We start from the raw sequence: 19472 nt of genomic DNA, 5'->3' as shown, positions 1-19472 counted from the left end.
AGTGATTTTTAGCCCCCACTAAAAAATACTACTATATTACATCCGATATTAGTCCATCACCTCCTTAAAGTACGAAACAGAATCTATATCTGCGCCTGCTCTTTAACAAAGTCATCCACTGTAGCATCGGCATGTTCATCAAAATAAATACAGATCTGATGACCCATGATACATTCGATGTTTATTTCCATTTCGTAAATTTCTTCCAGAATATCTTTTTTGATCACTTCGTTCTTAGTGCCGCTGATTGCAACTTCGCCATCTTTAAGCGCAACAATATTATCTGAATAACATGACGCAAAGTTGATATCATGAATAACGATGATAATTGTTTTGTTTCTTTCGCGCACAAGCCTTCTCAATATCTGCATAATCTGTACTGAATGCTTCATATCAAGGTTGTTGAGCGGCTCATCCAGAAATATATACTCTGTATCCTGTGCAATTGTCATTGCAATATAGGCACGCTGTCTCTGTCCGCCTGAAAGCTCATCTATATACCGGTCTTCGAATTGTTCCAGTTCCATATAGTTGACTGCTTCATCGATCAGAGCATTATCTTCTTTTGTCAGACGGCCTTTTGAATATGGATAACGTCCGAATGCTATCAGCTCACGAACAGTAATTTTCAATTCAAGATGATTCGACTGTTTCAAGATGGATATCTTTTTAGCCAAATCCGTATTGGGCTGAGTGAATATATTGTCGCCTTCCAGCAGTACTTCACCACTGTCATTGTCCAGTAATCTCGTAATCATTGATAACACAGTACTTTTTCCTGCTCCGTTCGGGCCGATCAAAGAAGTGATTTTGCCTTTAGCTATCGATAACGATACATCGTCAACCACTTTTTTGTCACCATACAACTTTGTGATTCCTTTGACGCTAATCATTCGCGTCCCCTCCTAAGCATTAAATAAATAAAGTAAACGCCACCAACCAAGTTAATTATAACACTGATTTCTACACTGTTCTGGAAAACGAACTGTACTATCATCTGTCCTACAACTAAAGCTATGATACTGATCAACGATGTTCCGATGATCAGATATATATGTTTATATGTTTTGAATAGTTCGTGTGCGATATTCACGACCAGCAGACCAAGAAACATTATAGGGCCGACAAGTGCTGTGGAAACCGACACAAGTATCGCCACAATGACGAGCAGCTGTGAAACTTTCTTATCGTAATTTACACCAAGATTTATCGCGCCGTCCCTGCCGAGTGCCAACACGTCCAGAGAGTGAAAATCCTTCAGGACGATGATCAGCATAATGATGAGAATTACTGCTGTCAGCAGCATCAATTCTTCATTGACAACATTAAATGATGCAAACAGTGTATTCTGCAATACCAGAAAGTCATCCGGGCTGATCAGCTGCTGCATGAACGTTGACAGGTTTCCGAAAAAGGTGCCTAATATGATACCGATCAGCAGAAGTATGAACACGTTGCTTTTCGTCAATTTAAATAAATACTTGAAAACGAAAAGCGTAAACAACGTCAGCAGTCCAAGACTGAGAAAGTAGTTGAAGTGTGAGTTCAGCAACAATGGAGAACTCACGCCTGCGATAAATACGATCGATGTCTGTATGAATACATAAACCGAATCAAGACCCATTATTGACGGTGTTAAAATTCTGTTCTTGACAATAGTCTGGAAAATCACTGTCGAAACCGCAATTGCAACCCCGACAATAACTATTGCAAGAATCCGCCTGCCTCTTGACGGTAATTGATAAAATATAATATCAAAATCAATTTGGTAGAACATATAAAAAACGACTACTAGAATTGTTGCGATTGACAGACCTAAAATGAGTCTGTTCTTTTGATCTTTAAGCATCTGCCCTGACCCTCCTGAATATCATCCACAAGAAGATAGAGCTGCCAAATATGGCAATCATCAAACCGACTGAGATTTCATATGGATAGATGAGGATTCTGCCTAAAATATCACAGATCATTACAAAAATCGCACCTAGAACCGCGGTTAAGTATATCGTCTTTTGGAGATGGTCTCCCCTGAACATTGAGACGATATTGGGTATGATCAAACCGAGAAATGGCAGCATACCGACAGTTACGACAACAAGTGCTGTGATTGCCGCGGTGATGAATAATCCCGTATACAAAATTCTTGTATAGTTCATACCAAGGTTTTTGGAGAAATCTTCGCCCATACCTGCAACCGTAAATTGATTTGCAAATAATATCGCAATGATGAGCAGTGGAATACTTATGTATAAAATCTCATATCTTCCTGATATAACTGTTGAAAAACTGCCATGCATCCAACCTGTGATGATTTGCAGTGTATTCGTCCTGAGTGCGATGAATGTCGCGATACTTGAAACAACACCGCCAAGCATCAAGCCGATCAGCGGAACGAAGATTACATCTTTAAGTTTAATCCGGGTGATAATCTGCATAAACAGCATCGTACCCAGCAAGGACAGTATTAAAGCAAATGCCAGTCTGCCGAATAAGTTAATGGCGGGGAATGATATGATACCGATTAGAATACCAAGCTGCGCCCAGTCCATCGTTCCTGCAGTGGTTGGAGATACAAATTTGTTTCTTGTGAGCTGCTGCATGATCAGACCGCTGACTGCAAGCGAAGCTCCGGCAATGATGATCGAAATCGTCCTTGGAAATCGACTGGATGCCAATATGTTTTTCTGCTGTTCTGATAAACTAAATATCTCATTTATAGATAGTGGAATTACTCCTACAAACATAGAAATTATAGATAAGACTATAAGTATGATAATCAGTATATCAAGACGAAATAATTTTTTTGCCATTTCCACCATCCTTAACTGATAATGATTATCATTACTGGCGTAATTATTATTATACACCCTATATGCCGTTTTTCAAGCGGAAGGATCAATTATAAGAATAAAAAACTACCTGTATAAAAGGTAGTCTTTTAATTTATGATGATTGTTTCTCCTGTGGGCTGTGCGTCACTGCCCGATAATATATCCATCACAGTGTCGATCGCCTGGGGATTCGATCTCTCCAGCGACTCTTCCATCGACTCTTTGAACGATGGTCTGTAACTCAGTGCGTACACATCCACATCTTCTTTGCTCAGCTCAATAGCTGTCGAATGTGTCAATGCTTCTATAGCGCCGGTCACTGTATAATATAAGTTGCGTTCATATATTTCTTCAAAAGCCGGCTCGATCACATTGATGATTTTGGCGTCACTCTCATCTTTCAATAAAGGGCGTAACACTCTCGTACCGAGATATGTTCCCCATACATGTTCATTCACCACTTCACTGAATTCCTCGAAACCTAAGTCATAGATTGATTTACTCTCCGTATGAATGGTATGCACCAGGATGATACCGTTAAGGCTGTCAAAATCCTTTTCTATTTCTGAAAGTACATTCAGCCAGTCAATCTCTTTCGACTGCTGCAGCAGCACAGCACTGTGCTGCCCTGTAGATTCTTTTTTTATCTCTTCCAATAAATCATCCAGTTCGACATGGTTCAAACTTGTAAGTATCAAGTTTGCGCCGAAACTTGCCAAATGCTTGGATAAATCAGAGCCAAGAGGTGATGTCGCATTAGCCACTATATAAGTTTTATCTTCCAGTCTCATGTTAACCTCCTGTTACCGTGGTAACAATAGTATACCCAAATGTACATTCATTTACACGGATAAATATGCTTTTCAGTTACTCTACAATAACCTCTGCACTCGGCATTGTGTGCAATGAGAATGCATCCACATGGGAAATTACTGTGTATGTGCCTGCTTCATCAAAAGTGAACTCGACGACATACTCTCCGTTCTCTGAATGTTCAGCAGTTATTTCCTCTATCGTCTCTTCATTTTCATCCTGGATTTCAAACATGACATGATCTGCATCTGTGACATCTTCATCATTCGATGTGACATGTGCCGTCATCTCTGCAGTATCACCAGCCATGATATGGTCAGGTGTGAACAATTCAACATCCAATGTTCTCATCTCTTCACTTTCTCCGTTGCCGCATGCAGCTAAAAATACACTGGCCAGAACCGCCAGCAATAAAGTTTTAATCTTCATCTCATAACTCCTCTCCACAATACTATAACATTACTTTAAAGTTAGATAATATTGATTTTTATACATTTTATGACTTTAATTCATTCATTAAATTGGCCATCTCGATTGCAGAGTTGGCTGAATCTACACCTTTATTGCCCATCTTTGTTCCGGCACGCTCAATCGCCTGCTCAATATTCTCTGTCGTGACAACACCGAATATTACCGGTACATCCGTCGACAGGCCCGCTTCAAGTATCCCTTTTGCCGACTGGTTGCAGACATAATCATAATGTGTCGTACTGCCGCGGATGACACAGCCGAGAGCCACGATTGCATCATATTTACCCGATTCCGCCATTCTTTTCGCCACAAGCGGTATTTCAAATGCTCCGGGAACATAAACAAGATCTATATCATCACTTTTGACCTGATGGCTGAGTAATGTGGCTTCCGCCCCGCTCACAAGCTGGTTTGTAATGAAATCATTGAACCTGCCTGCCACTATCCCTATTTTCAGACCTGCACCTGTCATCGTTGTTTGAATTGTATTCATCTCATATCCTCCTGTAACTGATGTCCCAGTTTTTCTTTTTTAGTTTTTAAATAATCATCATTGTATATGTTCGCTTCGACTATGTGGCTGCGCCTGTTCACCTGAATACCGTCATCAGCAAGCCCCGCCGCCTTTTTTGGGTTGTTGCTGAGCAGCGTCACTTCATTCAGGCCCAGTATTTTCAGCATGCCGCCCGCAGCATCATACGTTCTTAAATCTGCATTGAAGCCCAGATGTTCATTTGCAGTAACCGTGTCAAAACCCTGCTCTATCAGTTCATATGCTTTCAATTTATTCAAAAGGCCGATGCCTCTGCCTTCCTGGCGCATATATAAAATGATGCCGTCTTCTTCACTGATGATTTTCATCGCCTTTTCCAACTGCTCACCGCAGTCACAGCGTTCACTGTGAAAGACATCGCCGGTCAGACATTCAGAATGGATTCTTACATTCATGTTTTGCCTGATGTCACCGTGGACAAGTGCAACATGTTCTTCACCGGTCAGCCTGTCTTTGAAACCGTGCATTTTAAATATGCCGAATGCTGTAGGAAGATTGACTTCACTATCCAGTTCCACTCTTTGATCTTTCAGTATATATTTTTTCAAGTCTTCTATCGTTATCATCTTCAGCTGATGCTTCCTTTTATAAATGTTTAAATCATCCACTCTGGCCATAGTCCCGTCATCATTCATGATTTCACAGATGACACCTACGGGTTTTGCACCGGCCAGTTTACTCAAGTCCACCGATGCTTCCGTATGACCCATACGCTCAATGACACCGCCCGGCTTTGCAACCAGCGGGAAAATATGCCCCGGCATGTTGAAATGTGAAGGTTTCGAATTCCCATCAATCAACGCCATTATTGTGTCAAAACGCTCAAATGCGCTGATGCCTGTTGTGGTCGTATGATGATCGACAGAAACTGTGAAAGCAGTGGAATGTGGATCGCTGTTCTCATCAGCCATCGGAGGCAGTTCCAATTTGCGTGCAATACTTTCATCCATCGGCGTGCATATCAGGCCCCGGCCGTATGTCGCCATGAAGTTTATGGCTTCCGGCTTTAAATATTCTGCGATACCGACCAGATCACCTTCATTTTCTCTATTCTCGTCATCGACCACGATGATCAGTTCACCATTCTTAAGTGATGCCAGCGCTTCATTAATAGAATCAAACATCCAGAACACCTGCTTTACTTAATTTTTTAATATCCAGATTGCCGTGCTGCAGAAGATGCTCGATATGTTTGATCACCTGATCCGCCTCTATATTTACAGTATCCTGCATTTTTCTGCTGCCTAAAATGGTGCGTTCCATCGTTTCTGGAATTAAGTTCAAAGTGATTGTTTCTTCTTCATGATCCACTTCAAATAAAGTCAGACTGGTGCCGTCAATCGTTACGGACCCTTTATCCGCCATATATTTCATCAGACGGGACGGGCACTTTATCTTCATGACGACTGCGTTGCCGTCGTTTAATATATCGGTGATCGTCCCTGTCGCATCGACGTGACCGCTGACAAGATGGCCGCCGAGCCGGTCTGATAATTTCAATGCCCGCTCTAAATTCACTTCGTCATTGGCACTGATATCTTTGAGGCTTGTAATCCGTTTAGTTTCGTTGATCATCGTGACCTTGAATGAATGCCCATCGATATCGTAAACGGTCAAGCATACACCGTTTACAGCCATCGAGTCGCCTTCTTTCAAATCATCGAAACCATCGCTGTTTATTTCCAGTTCCGTATCATCTATCGTACCGTTCACTTTAATCACTTTACCTTTTTGTTCAATCAATCCTGTAAACATCTAATTCCTCCTGTATGTCAATTTTAAATCTGACTGGAGTTTTTCGACGTCTGTAAGTTTTAAATGAATGATTTCATCCATCGTTGAAAATGAAGTTTGAAACAATTCATGTTTTGACTTACCAAATAATTTCGGGGCAATATATATGATTATTTGATCGTATAATTTTTCTTTGATGAAAGCAGTATTCGTTTTGGCACCGCCTTCGACCAAAACGCTGCTGATATCATAATCCCGGTAAAGTATTTCCAGTATTTCAGCATTGGAAAACCGACCGTATTCAATATGATATTGATGATTGAATTTTTCATTTTCACTGTTATTCGTAAATACGACAGGCTTTTTAGGATGTTCTTCAATTTCAAGCCCTTCTTTCAGCTTTCCGCTGCCTGACAGTATGACCGGTCTCGGATGATTTCCGCCGCCTTCTATTCTTGCAGTGAGCCGGGGATTATCGCTCAGCAGAGTACCGCCGCCGATAAGAATCGCATCGTGGTCATGCCTTAAGTGATGAACATCACGCCGGGATTCGGAATTCGTAATCCACTTGCTTGTGCCGTCGTCCATGGCGAGCTTGCCATCCAGACTGACTGCACTTTTCAAAGTGACATTCGGTCTTCCGGCAGACAGATGATTGAAAAATCTTTCATATATTTTTTCAGCTTTTTCATGAGGCGTATGAATGGCTGTCACACCATTTTTTTCCAGTACTGAATGTCCCGTCACTTTTGGATTTTTATCCCTGACGGCATAGAACACTCTTTTTATACCTGCATTGATGATCGCAGTTGTGCATGGTGGTGTTTTACCGTGATGTGAACAAGGTTCCAAAGTCACATAAATATCAGCACCGGCAGGGTCATCGATGCATGACTTTATTGCCTGCACCTCAGCATGGTCAGTCCCCATTAAAAGGTGGCTGCCCATTCCGATTACCACACCGTCTTTGACGATAACTGCACCTACTGTGGGATTTTTTTCTGTCTGGCCGCCTGCAATACTCGCTGCGGCAATTGCTTTTTCCATATAAATATTCAAGTTTTCCCTCCTGAACAAAAAAAGCACCGATGAAAAAATATTCATCGGCGCTTAAAAATTTGTATGCTGAATAATGTGCTGTATGTAATCAGCACAAAATAAACGTATCATATACGCTTGCAACATTCTCTCTCCCATCCAGACTCTAACTGTCGGCTCCAGATTTCCACTGGATCAGCCATACGCAGGAAGCGTACAGGTCGCGGGCTTTAACCGCCGGTTGGGAATTACACCCTGCCCCGAAAGAATTGTATTCAGTTGAAAAACTCTAATTTAATCATATATCAATCATAATGATTGTCAATCAAATCATGTTGAATGTACAAAATCATTTTAATGAGTGCATTCATATATTACTATATTAAACAATAAAAAAAGGCCGGTTGCCCGGCCTTTCAAAAGTAATCAATTTTCAAAAACGAAGTCTTCGTCCTGTAAAGGTTCAACATTCAATGCAAGTACATAGCCGTCACCTTTGACACTGAAGAAGTCATGGTTTTTCGTTGACGTATCCAGTGCGTTTTCGATGATTGGGTTGAATCCTTTTTCTTCATAGTAAGGTTCAAACCCGAGGTTCGCAAGCGCCTTGTTCGCATTGTACGTCACATAGTTCATCACATCTTCAGTCAGTCCGATCTTGTCATAAAGTTCTCTCGTATATTCCTCTTCGTTTGCATAGAGCTCCTCAAGAAGTTCATACATATCTTTATCTGCACGTTCCTGCTCTTCCTGGGTCAGCTGCGGCTTGAGCGCCTGCGCATCAAGACCTGTAAACACGCCGTGAATGGATTCATCCAGTAAGATTTTACGGATGATCTCTCCGCTTGTCGTCATACGTCCCTGGCCGGCCAGATACAATGGATAATAAAAACCTGAATAGAACAGGAATGATTCCAGGAATACTGATGCAACGCGTGCCATGTACTGATCGTATAACGATGCGTCCTTGTTGAACAGCTTGTGATAACGGCTCACAATCTTATCTGCCTTATATTTCAGATGTTTGTTATTCAATACCCAGACATCAAGCAGCTCATCTGTTTCTTTTGATGAGATCAGTGTTGAGAAGATATGGGAGTATGATTTCGCATGCACCTGCTCCATCATTCCCATGAATGAATAAACTGCTTTTTTACGCAGGTCTTCCGTATGCAGCATGATGAGCGGCATGCCGTCATCTGCCTGGTGTGTGTCCAAACCTGTAAGTCCTGCCAATACCTTTTTAAAAGTGTCTTTCTCGTTATCAGACATGCCTGACCATGAACTCAAGTCTTTTGATACTTTGAATTCCGTTTCCACCCACATCTGTGAGATGTTCTGGCGCCAGAATACATTGGTCATGTCATCTTCTTTATTCCAGTTAACTGCTATCATTTATAAGACTCCTTTATCTATTAAACTGAACAACTTGTACATTCTTCAACGCTGAGTAACTTGTTTCTTGTATAGTACAGGGATTTAAGACCTTTATGGTGTGCATAAATATATAGTCTTGATAATTCACGCGTTGAAATTTCCGAGTTTACGTAAAGGATTGTACTGATTCCCTGGTCGATATGCTCCTGAATTGTTGCAATCAGATCAATCAATTTCATCTGGTCGACGTTGAACGCACTCTTGTAGAACCACATATTTTCTTTTGACAGGAACGGCATTGGATAGAATGTTTCCGAGTTGCCGTAAGTTCTGCGTTCAATCGTATCTACAATCGGCATTACCGAGCTTGTTGCATTTTGGACGTAGGAAATGCTCTGCGTCGGCGCGATAGCCAGGCGGTAGGCATGGTAAAGCCCATTTTCCTTCACCTGATCACGGAGTTCCGCCCAGTCTTCCTTCGTCGGAATATAAATACCTTCGAATAAAGGCTTCACTTTATCTGTTGCGGGTTCATATGCATTGCTAACATATTTATCGAAATACTCACCCGTTGCATAGTCGGAACGTTCGAAATCTTTGAATGTCTGACCGCGTTCCACCGCAATCATCATTGATTTTTCCAATGAATAGTAATTGAGCAGCATGAAGAACACATTCGCGAAATCTTTTGCTTCCTCTGATTCATAGGCAATTTTATTCTTCGTCAAATAACCGTGGAGGTTCATCGCACCGAGCCCGACTGAATGGAGCTCGTCATTTGCTTTTTTGACACCCGGCGCATTCGCAATTGCAGTATCATCACTGACGACAGTCAATGCTTCAATGCCGTCATGAACGGATTCACGTACCTTCTTTGAATCCATGACGTTTGCGATATTGAGTGAACCAAGGTTACATGAAATGTCTCTCTTGATATCATCTTCGATACCGTAGTCGTTGATTGTCGAAGTTTCCTGAAGCTGGAAGATTTCAGTACATAAGTTACTGATCTTAATATCGCCGACATCTTTTAATGGGTGAACTTTATTCGCGTTATCCTTGAACATGATATAAGGATAGCCTGACTGCAGCTGAGTCTGTGCAATTGTGTTCAACATATCGCGTGCATCAAATTTACGCTTTTTGACATTGTCATTTGCAACGAGCTGATCGTACATCTTGTCAATATCCATGTCGTCCAATGTTTCGCCGTATTCTCTTTCCACCGTATGCGGAGCGAACAGATAGAACGGTTCGTCATTTGCAGCAAGGTCGAAAAATTTGGACGGTATTACAAGGCCGGTTGAAATCGTGGACAGACGCAGGTCTTCATCTGCGTTCACTTTTTTAGTATCCAGGAATTCAGGCAGATCGTAGTGGAAGATGTTCAGATAGACGGCACCTGCACCCGGACGCTGACCGAGCTGGTCGGCATAGCCGAATCCGCCTTCCAGTGCTTTTGCTACAGGAAGCACCCCTTTTGCCACGCCTTCAATGCCTTTGATCGCTTCACCGCGTGCACGGAGTTTGGACAGGTTGATTGCCACACCCCCGCCAATCTTACTTAACTGCTTGGCAGTTGAATCGATATAGTTGATCGAGTTCAGGCTGTCATCCACTTCAAGAAGGAAACAGGACACCATTTCACCGCGGCGCGCACGCCCGGCATTTAAAAATGTCGGTGTTGCCGGCTGATAGCGCTGTTCAATCATTGAATTGATCAGACGTTTCGCCTGGTCTGTGTTACCTTTGGACAGATACAGGCTCACAATGACGACATGTTGTTTGTAATCTTCCAAATACTGTTTTTTATCGTTTGTTTTTAAAGTGTAGTCTTTAAAGAATTTACTTGCCGCCATATAGCTCTTGAATTGAAAAGGAAGTGAATCTGCATAGTCTACAATCTCAGTAACCTGCTCTTCTGTATATTCTTCGAACAAGTCATAGTAAAAGTCATTGTCCACCAAATAATGCAGTCGCTCAAGCTCTGTCTCGAAATGAATCGTTTTATCCTTCACTTCCTCCATAAATACTTCCAATGCTTCGATATCTTTATGGAGTTGGTAAAAGCCTGATTCATCTCTCTTCGTCACTTCATTATTGAGTTCAATATGATTGTACTTCTTCTCGTCTAATACTTTCATTAATACTCCCTGCCTTCTCTTTAAATGATTCTCTTTCGCTCCCGGTGCCATGCAATTCAAATTTCATCAGCAGCGGCACTTTATATTTCTGCTGGATGTGCTCCCCTGCTTTAGCGAAGTTGCTGCCCCAGTTACGGTTTCCACTGGCTGCCACAGCCTGTAATCCTTCACCATTAACATCCAGGAAATGTTCTACCGGAGCCGGTACACCGCCAAATCCATAAGTGCTCGTGACAAGTATATAAGGTTCTGTTATCTTTTCGTTTTTGTTCGCCGCTTTAATCTCGTATAATTCAAATCGGTCTCCAATATCAGAGCCATTTACGAATCGCCTGACATTGCCGGTCATGGAGTAGAATGCGATCAGCATACCATCCATCTCCCTCCTTAGATAATCCTACCATAAAACAAAGAAATCGAACATACGTTCGAAGTCATTCCAACCATCCCGTCTTTTCGACAGACAGTACTTTATTTTAATTTAACACAATATGTGGTGTTTGGAAATATTTCGGCACACCATATATTGTTTTCTTATGTTCTATCTTGCCACAATAAAAATAATTTATCAATGGTAAAAGACTGGAATTTCAATAAGTTTCATCGCTTATTTCTGTCACTGAATTCATCTAATCGTTGGGATATCTATGATATACTGATTCAGTAAATCTTTAATAATTTTTTTTGCATTTTTATTTACATTACTTTTAATGAAATTTAATGCAATCATAAAATAAGGGAGCTTTGATGTTTTATGAGCAATACTACAAAAGGCATTATTGCATTGCTGATTTCTTCGCTTGGTTTCAGCCTCATGTCCTTCTTTGTGAAATACAGCGGTGACCTGCCGACTGTCCAGAAAACGTTCTTCAGAAATTTCATTTCCATGGCCATTTCTTTAGCCCTGGTCATTTATTATAAAGAAAAGCTTTTTGGCCGCAAAGAAAACCAGGGGCTGCTGCTGCTCAGATCAAGTTTGGGATTGCTTGGTGTGCTGCTTAACTTTTTCGTCATCGACCGCATGGTCTTGAGCGATGCCGAAATACTGAACAAACTGAGCCCGTTCTTCACCATTCTGTTATGTGCAATCTTTTTAAAGGAATACATAAGAAGATTCCAGATGATTTCAATCATTGTCGCTCTGGTGGGGGCAGTATTCATCATCAAGCCGTCAATGTCGAGCGACACCGTATATGCTCTGCTCGGTATACTCGGTGCAATTCTGGCTGCTGGTGCGTATACGGTGCTGCGTGTACTGGGCAGCCGTGAAAAGTTCTATACCGTCGTCTTTTATTTTTCGGGGTTTTCAACGGTAGCCCTGCTCCCGTTTTTCATCTTTCAATATGAACCGATGACTTTCGAACAGTGGATCATGCTGATTCTTGCAGGCATATTTGCAGCCTTCGGCCAATTCGGACTGACAATCGCATACAGCTTCGCACCGGCCAGGGAAATATCGATATTTTTCTATTCGACGATCATATTCACTGCACTTTTGAGCATATTCATTCTGAATGAAGTGCCGGACATGATGTCGGTCATCGGATACTTCATCATATTTGGCGCCAGCTACTACATGTTCATGAAAAACCGTGCGCCAAAAGAAGAATTCTGATTCGGCCATTAAAATAACGATCAATTCGAACTTGAATTTGATCGTTATTTTAATTTTTCTGCGGTGACTTATGCTTTGAATTTTTATTATGTGCTGATAACCTTTCTTTGTGCTGCCTGATCACTTTCAGGAAATGCGGACAGTAATGCTTCAGCTTATAGTTACCCACGCCTGCCAGATGCACCATGTCCTGTTTTGACATCGGCAGCTTTTTTGCAAACTCTTTCAGAACGGAATCACTGAATATACTTTCCTCATCCACTCCGTATTTTTCAGCCAGTGACCCTCTTTTCTCCAACAGTTTCTGAAAAAGTGCTTCATTCGGTGAAGAGGCTGTGGAAACATTCACTTTTTCCTTGAACTGCTTTCTGAAAGGCACGGTATATATATCTTTGTTCTCTTTCAATATATAGAAACTGAGATCCACGAGATATAAATAATCATTTTTATAATGCACATGACCGTTTAAAATGAGTTCATCCAGAATATGGTGGATTTCTCCGGTCAGATAATTTTTCATGAGTCCGAAATAGCGGGACCGGTCCAGCCCGTTGAAAAGAATATTTTCGCTTCTTTCCCCTCTCAAAATCTGGATGATGTGCTCTTTCGTCAAAGGTGTCCCGGTATCCTGAATAACGTTCAGAACGGTCTTTGCTTCCTGCTTCATATTGTAAGTGCGGTCATTGCTCAAACAGTTCACGCAATGTCCGCATGATTTCACATATTCATCCGCATCGAAGTACTTGACCATGAAACTCATCAGACACTTTGATGTCCTGTTGTACTGGATCATCTTATCCAGTTTGCTGCGCATATGATCTTTATGCTGGTCGCTCCCGTTCGAGCGGTCAATGAAGAACTGATGCAAATTGACATCCCGTTCACTGGATAACAGTATACACTCACTGGTGAGACCGTCCCGTCCTGCACGCCCGATTTCCTGATAATAGCTTTCCACGTCCCCCGGCAGGTTGTGGTGGATGATGAAACGGATATCGGGTTTGTTTATACCCATGCCGAAAGCATTTGTCGCGACTACGATATTCACGTCATTCGAGACAAATGCATGCTGGTTGTCATCCCGCTCTTTTTTTCCGAGTCCGCCGTGATAGATCACATTGTCTATATCCTGATCTTTGAGATAGGATGCTATTTTTTCAACTTCCGCTCTTGTCGCTGCATAGACGATGCCTGACATATTTTTACGTTCTTCTATATACGATAGAATAAACTGCTCACGCTGATATGTCTTGTTCACAGTCAAATGCAGATTGTCCCTCTTTATACTCTGGAGCACTACATGTTCATCTTTGATATTCAGCAGTTCCTGGATATTTTCCTGGACTTCTGCTGTAGCAGTTGCCGTCAAAGCGACAAACGTCGCTTCAGGTATCAATGCCTGGATGGATGGTATTACATCCTGATAGCTCGGCCTGAAGTCATGACCCCACTTGGAAATACAGTGGGCTTCGTCAAATGCGACCAGCGGTATATCCAGCTTCCTTACAAACTGGCGGAATTCTTCATTGTTAAAGCGCTCGGGTGCGACATATAAAAATTTATAGCGCCCCTTCAGCCCATCCTGCACAATGTCTCTGATTTCACTTTTCTTCAAGGTAGAGTTCAAGTATTCCGCAGGAATACCGATTCTGTTAAGTTGCTCGACCTGGTCTTTCATCAGGGAAATCAATGGAGATATTACGAGAGTGATGCCTTCCAGCTCCAATCCCGGCACTTGAAAACAGAGCGATTTACCGGAACCGGTCGGTAAAACGCCCAAAGTATTTTGTCCACTCTTAACAGAGTTGATGATATTACGTTGTTTAGGTCTGAACGTTTTAAATCCAAAATATTTTTGTAATGTCGTCTCTATCATTCTTCATCCCACCGTTTAAAACTGAATAACTCAATAATTAATGATATATATTATACCCGATTTCCATGATGATTTGTTGGATTAATGAATTTTTCCACAAAAAAAACATCTGGAAATACTCCAGATGTTCCACTTTACATTTTTTCTTTGACGAGTTCTTTGGACAAGCGGTAATCAATCGCTTTGAATAAACTTTTCACCCATAGATTCTGTGCATACAGGTTCGCATGGGCATCATCACAGTCAATCACCTTAAATTTCACTTTTGACCCCCGCCTCTTCTGGGACAGCTTATGCATATGATATGAAGGGATGGTCCCTATAAGCTCTGCTGTTGTCGGCTGGTCAAAATCATTGAGAGCGAGCACAGGCTCGCCGCCCGCGATGTAAATGCCCCCCTCGATGCCAGGATGGGTGATGTCCGACAGCTCTGTTTCCAGATGTCTGCCTTCCAGATGGAGGGAGACTCTGTTCTTCTCTTTAGATACTGTAAACTCGACACTTTCAAGCTGTTCGTATACTTCGTCACTGATGTCCGGTCTTTTGACCACATGAAAGAGATCTGATATATAAATTTCAACGAGCGAATATGTATCCACTCCCCAGCTCACCATATTTTTATTGCGGAGCATATTGAACAGCTCATCATGCTGGACTGTATAATCACGGCACATGATCACTTCATCACCGGACTTTAATATGTTGGATCCTTCGACTTTTATGCCGCCCGCAACAGCGATATATATCCTGTTGCCGCGGGGCGTGTCCACAAACTTTAAAACATCGCCGCGGTCGAAAAGATAAATTCTGTTCGGAAGCACTTCCTGGTTGTTGCACCGGCCTGTAAATTCAGCACCGGAGAAAGCGATGATCGTCGGCTCGGTGAATTTGATGATGGCCGGCTTGACAGTCATTTCTATTGTCAATTCATCTTTTTTATTGCCGACCAGCTGATTTGCCAGCTGATGGGCCAGTCTGTCACAGGCACCTTTGAATTCCTGACCTTCAGGTGAGGGCTGTTTGTTCAACGATTGGACGATTGAATAAAGACCACTGTCCTGAATGATTAAACTCACTTTAAAAACCCCTTTTCAACTAAAAATCTTTGTGCCTCTTCGACTACAAGCCCGCAGGGCTCAATAGTATCATGGCTTTCCATCACTTTTATCGGTTCATACATGAAAGTCAAAGTGTTCCCGGTAATGAGTATTTCTGTTAAATACTCATGTGATTCAGCGTCAAATGCCTTTTCCAGCCGTTCAAGAACCGCCGGGTCGATGACTTCGTTCTGTTGGTATGTAACTGCATGGTCCCCATTAGCAAAAAACATCCTAGTCCTCCTTATATTAATTATTATAGAAAAAATCTAATTCAGCCGTCAGAAACTCGGTAATATTTGTAATGATAAAATACGTGATGATAATAGCCACGACCAGACCGACGAAACCAATCAAAACACCAATTATCTTCAAGTCATTATCTATTAAATAAGTTACTACGAAATGTGTAAATAAGACGATACCAACAAGTAGTATTATCAGTAAAAAAGTTATCATTTTTTCACCTCTGTATTGTAAGTCTGATCTGAAGCCAGCCACGGACGCTGTTAATCATAAATAAGGAAATCCGCCCATTTTTATATTTTTCGATGAAATCATCAACTGAATAGTCTTTTTCCTCAATCGTTCCATCATCTAATAAAGATTGTCTCATCACACCATTTAAAATGCCTGTCTGCTCTGATGGCGTATAAAATTTATCATTTTCTGAAATGACGATGTTCCCGATGTTGAACTCGGTCAGCTGTTGTTGTTCATTATAATATAAAACGATGTTGAAATCATCGTTTGGCATTTTGTAATGATACCTTACTGTTGTCTTATTCTCAATAAATTCAGGTGGGGCTTTAATCGGCTCATCGTACAGAATTGCGGAACCCTCCTTACGATCATCAATCGGCGTATGGGATAGTACAAGTTCCCCCGGCCGGTTCTGAGTCACCCTCAGTTTATACAAGCCTTCAGATATGTCCATCTTTTCCATATAACTGCCGACTGCTGCAGTCAGATCCGCTCTCTTGTAATCAAACGTTTCTGCAGATGCTGCCAGCCGTTTTGCATGATACTCAAGTCTTGGCACACGGCCGTCTTCAAGGCGCATCGATTCGATCAGTTCAAACTGCGCCTTTTTTAGAAATGCAGTTTTATCAACAATTTCATCATACTCTGAAGCGGGGATTGAATCGTATGTAATCCCGCCGCCTGCACCGTAAACGTAATCTTCACCCTTTATATAAAGCGTTCTGATTGGAACATTGAAAACACATTCCCCGTCTGGATACATGATTCCCAGCGTTCCACAATAATAACCTCTTGGAGTCGATTCCAGGGCGTTGATGATATTCATCGTCGAAAGTTTTGGTGCACCCGTTATGGAACCGCACGGGAATAACCCTTCCATTATATCGGTGATATTCATATCATCGGCAAGGTCCGCTTCCACTGTAGAAGTCATTTGAAAGACCGTAGCATATTCCTCTATAGTGAACAGCTTCGGTACATTCACACTGTTTTTCGCAGCGACTTTGGAAAGATCGTTTCTGAGCAGGTCCACTATCATCACATTTTCAGCCTGGTCCTTTTTCGACTCTTTCAAAAAACGATAGTTGTCATCATCTTCACTTTCATCCTGTCCGCGGGGCGCAGTACCTTTCATCGGACGAGTACGAATCGTCCTGTCCTGGTCGATTTCGAAAAACAATTCCGGTGAACAACTGACAAGCTGCTCATCGCCGTACTCTATATACATCGCATAATCTCCATTATTTGAAGACATCAGTGTTTCGAATAAAGTATGCCCGTCACCGTAAAAATTACCTTTCAGCCTCGTCGTATAGTTGACCTGGTAAGTATGGCCGTCCCGTATATATTCCCTGACCTGCTGAATATTTTTAATGATCTGCTCCCGGGTTTCCGTAAATTCGGGCTCAGTCATTTTATACGTTGATATTTTTCTGCCAGATATGAATGTCCGGTAGTCCACTGCATCAGAGAAGACACCGATGATGAACTGCTCATTCTCCTTATCGAAAGACTCATATGTAACGGCATTGATTACATAATAGCCGTCTGCCATGTATCTCTCACCTGCTTCCAGCGCTGCATGAAGGCTGTGTGTCTGTTCTGTCATAACGAGGACCGGATCTGTAAAATACAGATCCTCCACCCGTGAATGTTTTTTAAACTTGGCATGTACCTGCATTTCTAAGCCTCCAATGCTATTTTGATAAAGTTGAATAGCTGCTTTCTGCCGTCAGCGGATAAAATCGCTTCAGGGTGATACTGGACACCAAATATCGGCAAAGTTTTATGCTGAATGGCCATGTTCACACCATCAGCAGACTGTGCAGTCACATCAAACTCCAAACTTTCCCCGGCGCATACAAGAGAATGGTACCTTGTCACCGTCAAAGGCTGTCGGACACCTTCGAATATAAATTTTCCGGTATGCGGGATTTCGTAAGTATGTCCGTGGATTGGACGTTCACCTCTGACTACATCGCCGCCGGTCATATGCCAAAGCATCTGATGCCCGAGACATATTCCAAATATCGGCACCCTCTCCCAATTCTGTCCAACAAAATCAATCACATCCTGACGGTCTTTCGGATGCGATGGTCCGGGGGAGATAACCGTGCCGATGATGTTCTCCTGATCAATCGACACTCCAGCCAGTTCATCAGGTGTTTTTATTAAAATTTCCACATCGTATGGATTCCCCTCCATATAGTGGACGAGATTGTATGTAAATGAATCGTAGTTATTTATCATTAATATTTTCATAAGTAGTCCGTATTCCTTTTGTTTTCCTATATTTTAGCATATATCATTTAATGTTGATATTTGTTCTTCCATTCATCCGGCTTTATGGTTTAAAAATCATTTAAAAGGGTAACTAGATTTTAGAATGAAATTGATTCAATGTTTTCTATTTTTATTTCAATTTGTTAAGGAGGATATTATTATGGGTTGGATTATAACACTTATCGTCGGCGGCCTGATTGGCTGGATTGCAGGTGGAATCGTGGGTAAAGATGTACCGTTCGGTATCATCGGCAACATCGTTGCCGGTCTGGTCGGCGCTTCAATAGGTAACTCACTCGGTCTTGGCATAGGTCCCGAGATTGGCGGCGTGAGTCTTATCGGCGGCCTGATTGGCGCAATTATTCTCATATTGATAGTATCATTTATTATGAAAGCGATCGGCGGCAACAAAGCCTGATGATTTTGTACACTATAAAACCTGAGAATCTTAATTCTCAGGTTTTTCTTTATCATATTCTGTTTCTTCTATCAGCCAGCGTTTTTTATCGCTGTTCTTCTTCTCTGTCAACAGCCGTTCTTCCTTGATTCTCTTCAATTCAAGACGCATATCTTCATTTTCTAATAAATAATTTTCCTGTTTGATCCGTTCCAGTTTTCTTTCTTCCTGCATCTTCTTTAATTCCAGTTTTTCTTTTTCCTGTCCGAAATCTCTTTTTATCGCATAAAATACGATGCCGGCAATGCTTAAAATCCCGAGGCCGCCCAGCCCGACAAGCCCCATGATGACATCAAAAATCCCCATCTTTTCAACACCTACAATTCACGTTCTTTACTTTCCTCTATCAGCCATCTGTCCTCTTTACGGCCGTTACTTTCCTTCAAAGCTCTTTCCTCTTTGATCTTATCCAATTCAATGCGCATCTGTTTATTTTCAAGCAAATAGTTTTCCTGACGCACTTCTTCCAATTCTTTCTGCTCACGTATATGATCGATCTTCAACCGGTCATCCTTTTGATCCGAACGGCGTTTTATCGCATATAACGGCACTGCGAAAAACAATACGACCGGTACCGTCGCCACCAGAAATTCTAAAATCCCCATACCCTTCACCCCATAGATTTTATCGCTGTTTTCATTTTATCATTAAATTGCATGTAAATAATATTTCTTCGCCGCTCATATTATAAAAATGACTG

Annotated in this window: 22 protein-coding genes and 1 riboswitch; of the genes, 2 read left to right on the top strand and 20 right to left on the bottom strand. The window is 41.8% G+C overall.

Translation table 11 applies throughout. The features are described 5' to 3' along the window. Nucleotides 1-83 precede the first annotated feature (83 nt). The 12 genes from ACY8DT_RS08740 to nrdI form a co-directional block, all read right to left on the bottom strand. Nucleotides 84-893: an iron ABC transporter ATP-binding protein gene (locus tag ACY8DT_RS08740; RefSeq protein ID WP_462419925.1), complete on the bottom strand. Its 810-nt coding sequence runs from the start codon at nt 891-893 to the stop codon at nt 84-86. Then, nucleotides 890-1849, bottom strand: coding sequence for an iron chelate uptake ABC transporter family permease subunit (locus ACY8DT_RS08735; protein ID WP_462419924.1), 960 nt, complete (start codon nt 1847-1849; stop codon nt 890-892). Before ACY8DT_RS08735 ends, ACY8DT_RS08740 begins: the two co-directional genes overlap by 4 nt. Further along, nucleotides 1842-2810 carry an ABC transporter permease gene (locus tag ACY8DT_RS08730; RefSeq protein WP_462419923.1) on the bottom strand — a complete coding sequence of 323 codons (969 nt, stop codon included), beginning with the start codon at nt 2808-2810 and terminating at the stop codon, nt 1842-1844. Before ACY8DT_RS08730 ends, ACY8DT_RS08735 begins: the two co-directional genes overlap by 8 nt. 128 nt (nt 2811-2938) lie before the next feature. Next, the gene (locus ACY8DT_RS08725; RefSeq protein WP_462419922.1) at nt 2939-3622 is read right to left on the bottom strand and encodes an SDR family NAD(P)-dependent oxidoreductase; all 684 of its coding nucleotides are present in this window, start codon (nt 3620-3622) and stop codon (nt 2939-2941) included. A 76-nt stretch (nt 3623-3698) separates the two neighbouring features. Further along, nucleotides 3699-4073, bottom strand: a complete 375-nt coding sequence (locus ACY8DT_RS08720; protein ID WP_462419921.1) for a FixH family protein — start codon at nt 4071-4073, stop codon at nt 3699-3701. 67 nt (nt 4074-4140) lie between these two features. Continuing rightward, nucleotides 4141-4608 (bottom strand): 6,7-dimethyl-8-ribityllumazine synthase, encoded by a 468-nt coding sequence (gene ribH, locus ACY8DT_RS08715; RefSeq protein ID WP_462419920.1) that lies wholly within the window; start codon nt 4606-4608, stop codon nt 4141-4143. Continuing rightward, nucleotides 4605-5792, bottom strand: coding sequence for a 3,4-dihydroxy-2-butanone-4-phosphate synthase (gene ribB, locus ACY8DT_RS08710; RefSeq protein ID WP_462419919.1), 1188 nt, complete (start codon nt 5790-5792; stop codon nt 4605-4607). Before ribB ends, ribH begins: the two co-directional genes overlap by 4 nt. Next, entirely contained in the window at nt 5785-6423 is a 639-nt protein-coding gene (locus tag ACY8DT_RS08705; RefSeq protein WP_462419918.1) for a riboflavin synthase, read from the bottom strand. The genes ribB and ACY8DT_RS08705 overlap by 8 nt, the downstream gene beginning before the upstream one ends. Then, nucleotides 6424-7461: a bifunctional diaminohydroxyphosphoribosylaminopyrimidine deaminase/5-amino-6-(5-phosphoribosylamino)uracil reductase RibD gene (gene ribD / locus ACY8DT_RS08700; protein ID WP_462419917.1), complete on the bottom strand. Its 1038-nt coding sequence runs from the start codon at nt 7459-7461 to the stop codon at nt 6424-6426. It abuts the gene before it with no gap. A 122-nt stretch (nt 7462-7583) separates the two neighbouring features. Next, nucleotides 7584-7712, bottom strand: a riboswitch (FMN riboswitch). A gap of 154 nt (nt 7713-7866) precedes the next feature. Further along, nucleotides 7867-8835 carry a class 1b ribonucleoside-diphosphate reductase subunit beta gene (gene nrdF, locus ACY8DT_RS08695; protein ID WP_462419916.1) on the bottom strand — a complete coding sequence of 323 codons (969 nt, stop codon included), beginning with the start codon at nt 8833-8835 and terminating at the stop codon, nt 7867-7869. Between the two features lie 20 nt (nt 8836-8855). Beyond that, complete coding sequence (nrdE, locus tag ACY8DT_RS08690) at nt 8856-10961, bottom strand: class 1b ribonucleoside-diphosphate reductase subunit alpha (RefSeq protein ID WP_462419915.1); 2106 nt, start codon at nt 10959-10961, stop codon at nt 8856-8858. Beyond that, nucleotides 10924-11331 carry a class Ib ribonucleoside-diphosphate reductase assembly flavoprotein NrdI gene (nrdI, locus tag ACY8DT_RS08685; RefSeq protein ID WP_462422248.1) on the bottom strand — a complete coding sequence of 136 codons (408 nt, stop codon included), beginning with the start codon at nt 11329-11331 and terminating at the stop codon, nt 10924-10926. Before nrdI ends, nrdE begins: the two co-directional genes overlap by 38 nt. Before the next feature lie 384 nt (nt 11332-11715). Here nrdI and ACY8DT_RS08680 point away from each other — a divergent pair, with 384 nt between their 5' ends. Next, nucleotides 11716-12576 (top strand): DMT family transporter, encoded by an 861-nt coding sequence (locus ACY8DT_RS08680; protein ID WP_462419914.1) that lies wholly within the window; start codon nt 11716-11718, stop codon nt 12574-12576. 49 nt (nt 12577-12625) lie between these two features. Here the strand turns inward: ACY8DT_RS08680 and recQ are convergent, their stop codons facing one another. The 6 genes from recQ to ACY8DT_RS08650 form a co-directional block, all read right to left on the bottom strand. Next, nucleotides 12626-14452 carry a DNA helicase RecQ gene (gene recQ, locus ACY8DT_RS08675; protein WP_462419913.1) on the bottom strand — a complete coding sequence of 609 codons (1827 nt, stop codon included), beginning with the start codon at nt 14450-14452 and terminating at the stop codon, nt 12626-12628. Between the two features lie 134 nt (nt 14453-14586). Beyond that, the gene (locus ACY8DT_RS08670) at nt 14587-15528 is read right to left on the bottom strand and encodes a 5-oxoprolinase subunit C family protein (protein WP_462419912.1); all 942 of its coding nucleotides are present in this window, start codon (nt 15526-15528) and stop codon (nt 14587-14589) included. Then, entirely contained in the window at nt 15525-15782 is a 258-nt protein-coding gene (locus ACY8DT_RS08665) for a hypothetical protein (protein ID WP_462419911.1), read from the bottom strand. The genes ACY8DT_RS08670 and ACY8DT_RS08665 overlap by 4 nt, the downstream gene beginning before the upstream one ends. 16 nt (nt 15783-15798) lie before the next feature. Then, entirely contained in the window at nt 15799-16008 is a 210-nt protein-coding gene (locus tag ACY8DT_RS08660) for a hypothetical protein (RefSeq protein ID WP_462419910.1), read from the bottom strand. A gap of 4 nt (nt 16009-16012) precedes the next feature. Further along, nucleotides 16013-17713 (bottom strand): aminodeoxychorismate synthase component I, encoded by a 1701-nt coding sequence (gene pabB / locus ACY8DT_RS08655; protein WP_462419909.1) that lies wholly within the window; start codon nt 17711-17713, stop codon nt 16013-16015. 2 nt (nt 17714-17715) lie between these two features. Next, nucleotides 17716-18294 carry an anthranilate synthase component II gene (locus tag ACY8DT_RS08650; RefSeq protein ID WP_462419908.1) on the bottom strand — a complete coding sequence of 193 codons (579 nt, stop codon included), beginning with the start codon at nt 18292-18294 and terminating at the stop codon, nt 17716-17718. Between the two features lie 181 nt (nt 18295-18475). Between ACY8DT_RS08650 and ACY8DT_RS08645 the strand changes: the two genes are divergently transcribed. Then, nucleotides 18476-18733, top strand: a complete 258-nt coding sequence (locus ACY8DT_RS08645; protein ID WP_462419907.1) for a GlsB/YeaQ/YmgE family stress response membrane protein — start codon at nt 18476-18478, stop codon at nt 18731-18733. Nucleotides 18734-18763: 30 nt separating this feature from the next. On the opposite strand, the gene ACY8DT_RS08640 is transcribed toward ACY8DT_RS08645, so the two are convergent. After that, nucleotides 18764-19078, bottom strand: a complete 315-nt coding sequence (locus tag ACY8DT_RS08640) for a hypothetical protein (RefSeq protein ID WP_462419906.1) — start codon at nt 19076-19078, stop codon at nt 18764-18766. An 11-nt stretch (nt 19079-19089) separates the two neighbouring features. Continuing rightward, nucleotides 19090-19377 (bottom strand): hypothetical protein, encoded by a 288-nt coding sequence (locus ACY8DT_RS08635; RefSeq protein ID WP_462419905.1) that lies wholly within the window; start codon nt 19375-19377, stop codon nt 19090-19092. Between the last annotated feature and the right edge of the window lie 95 nt (nt 19378-19472).

This window comes from Salinicoccus sp. Marseille-QA3875 (assembly GCF_054950095.1).
Note: the sequence above shows the minus strand (reverse complement) of the source record. Positions and strands in the feature narration are given on the sequence as shown.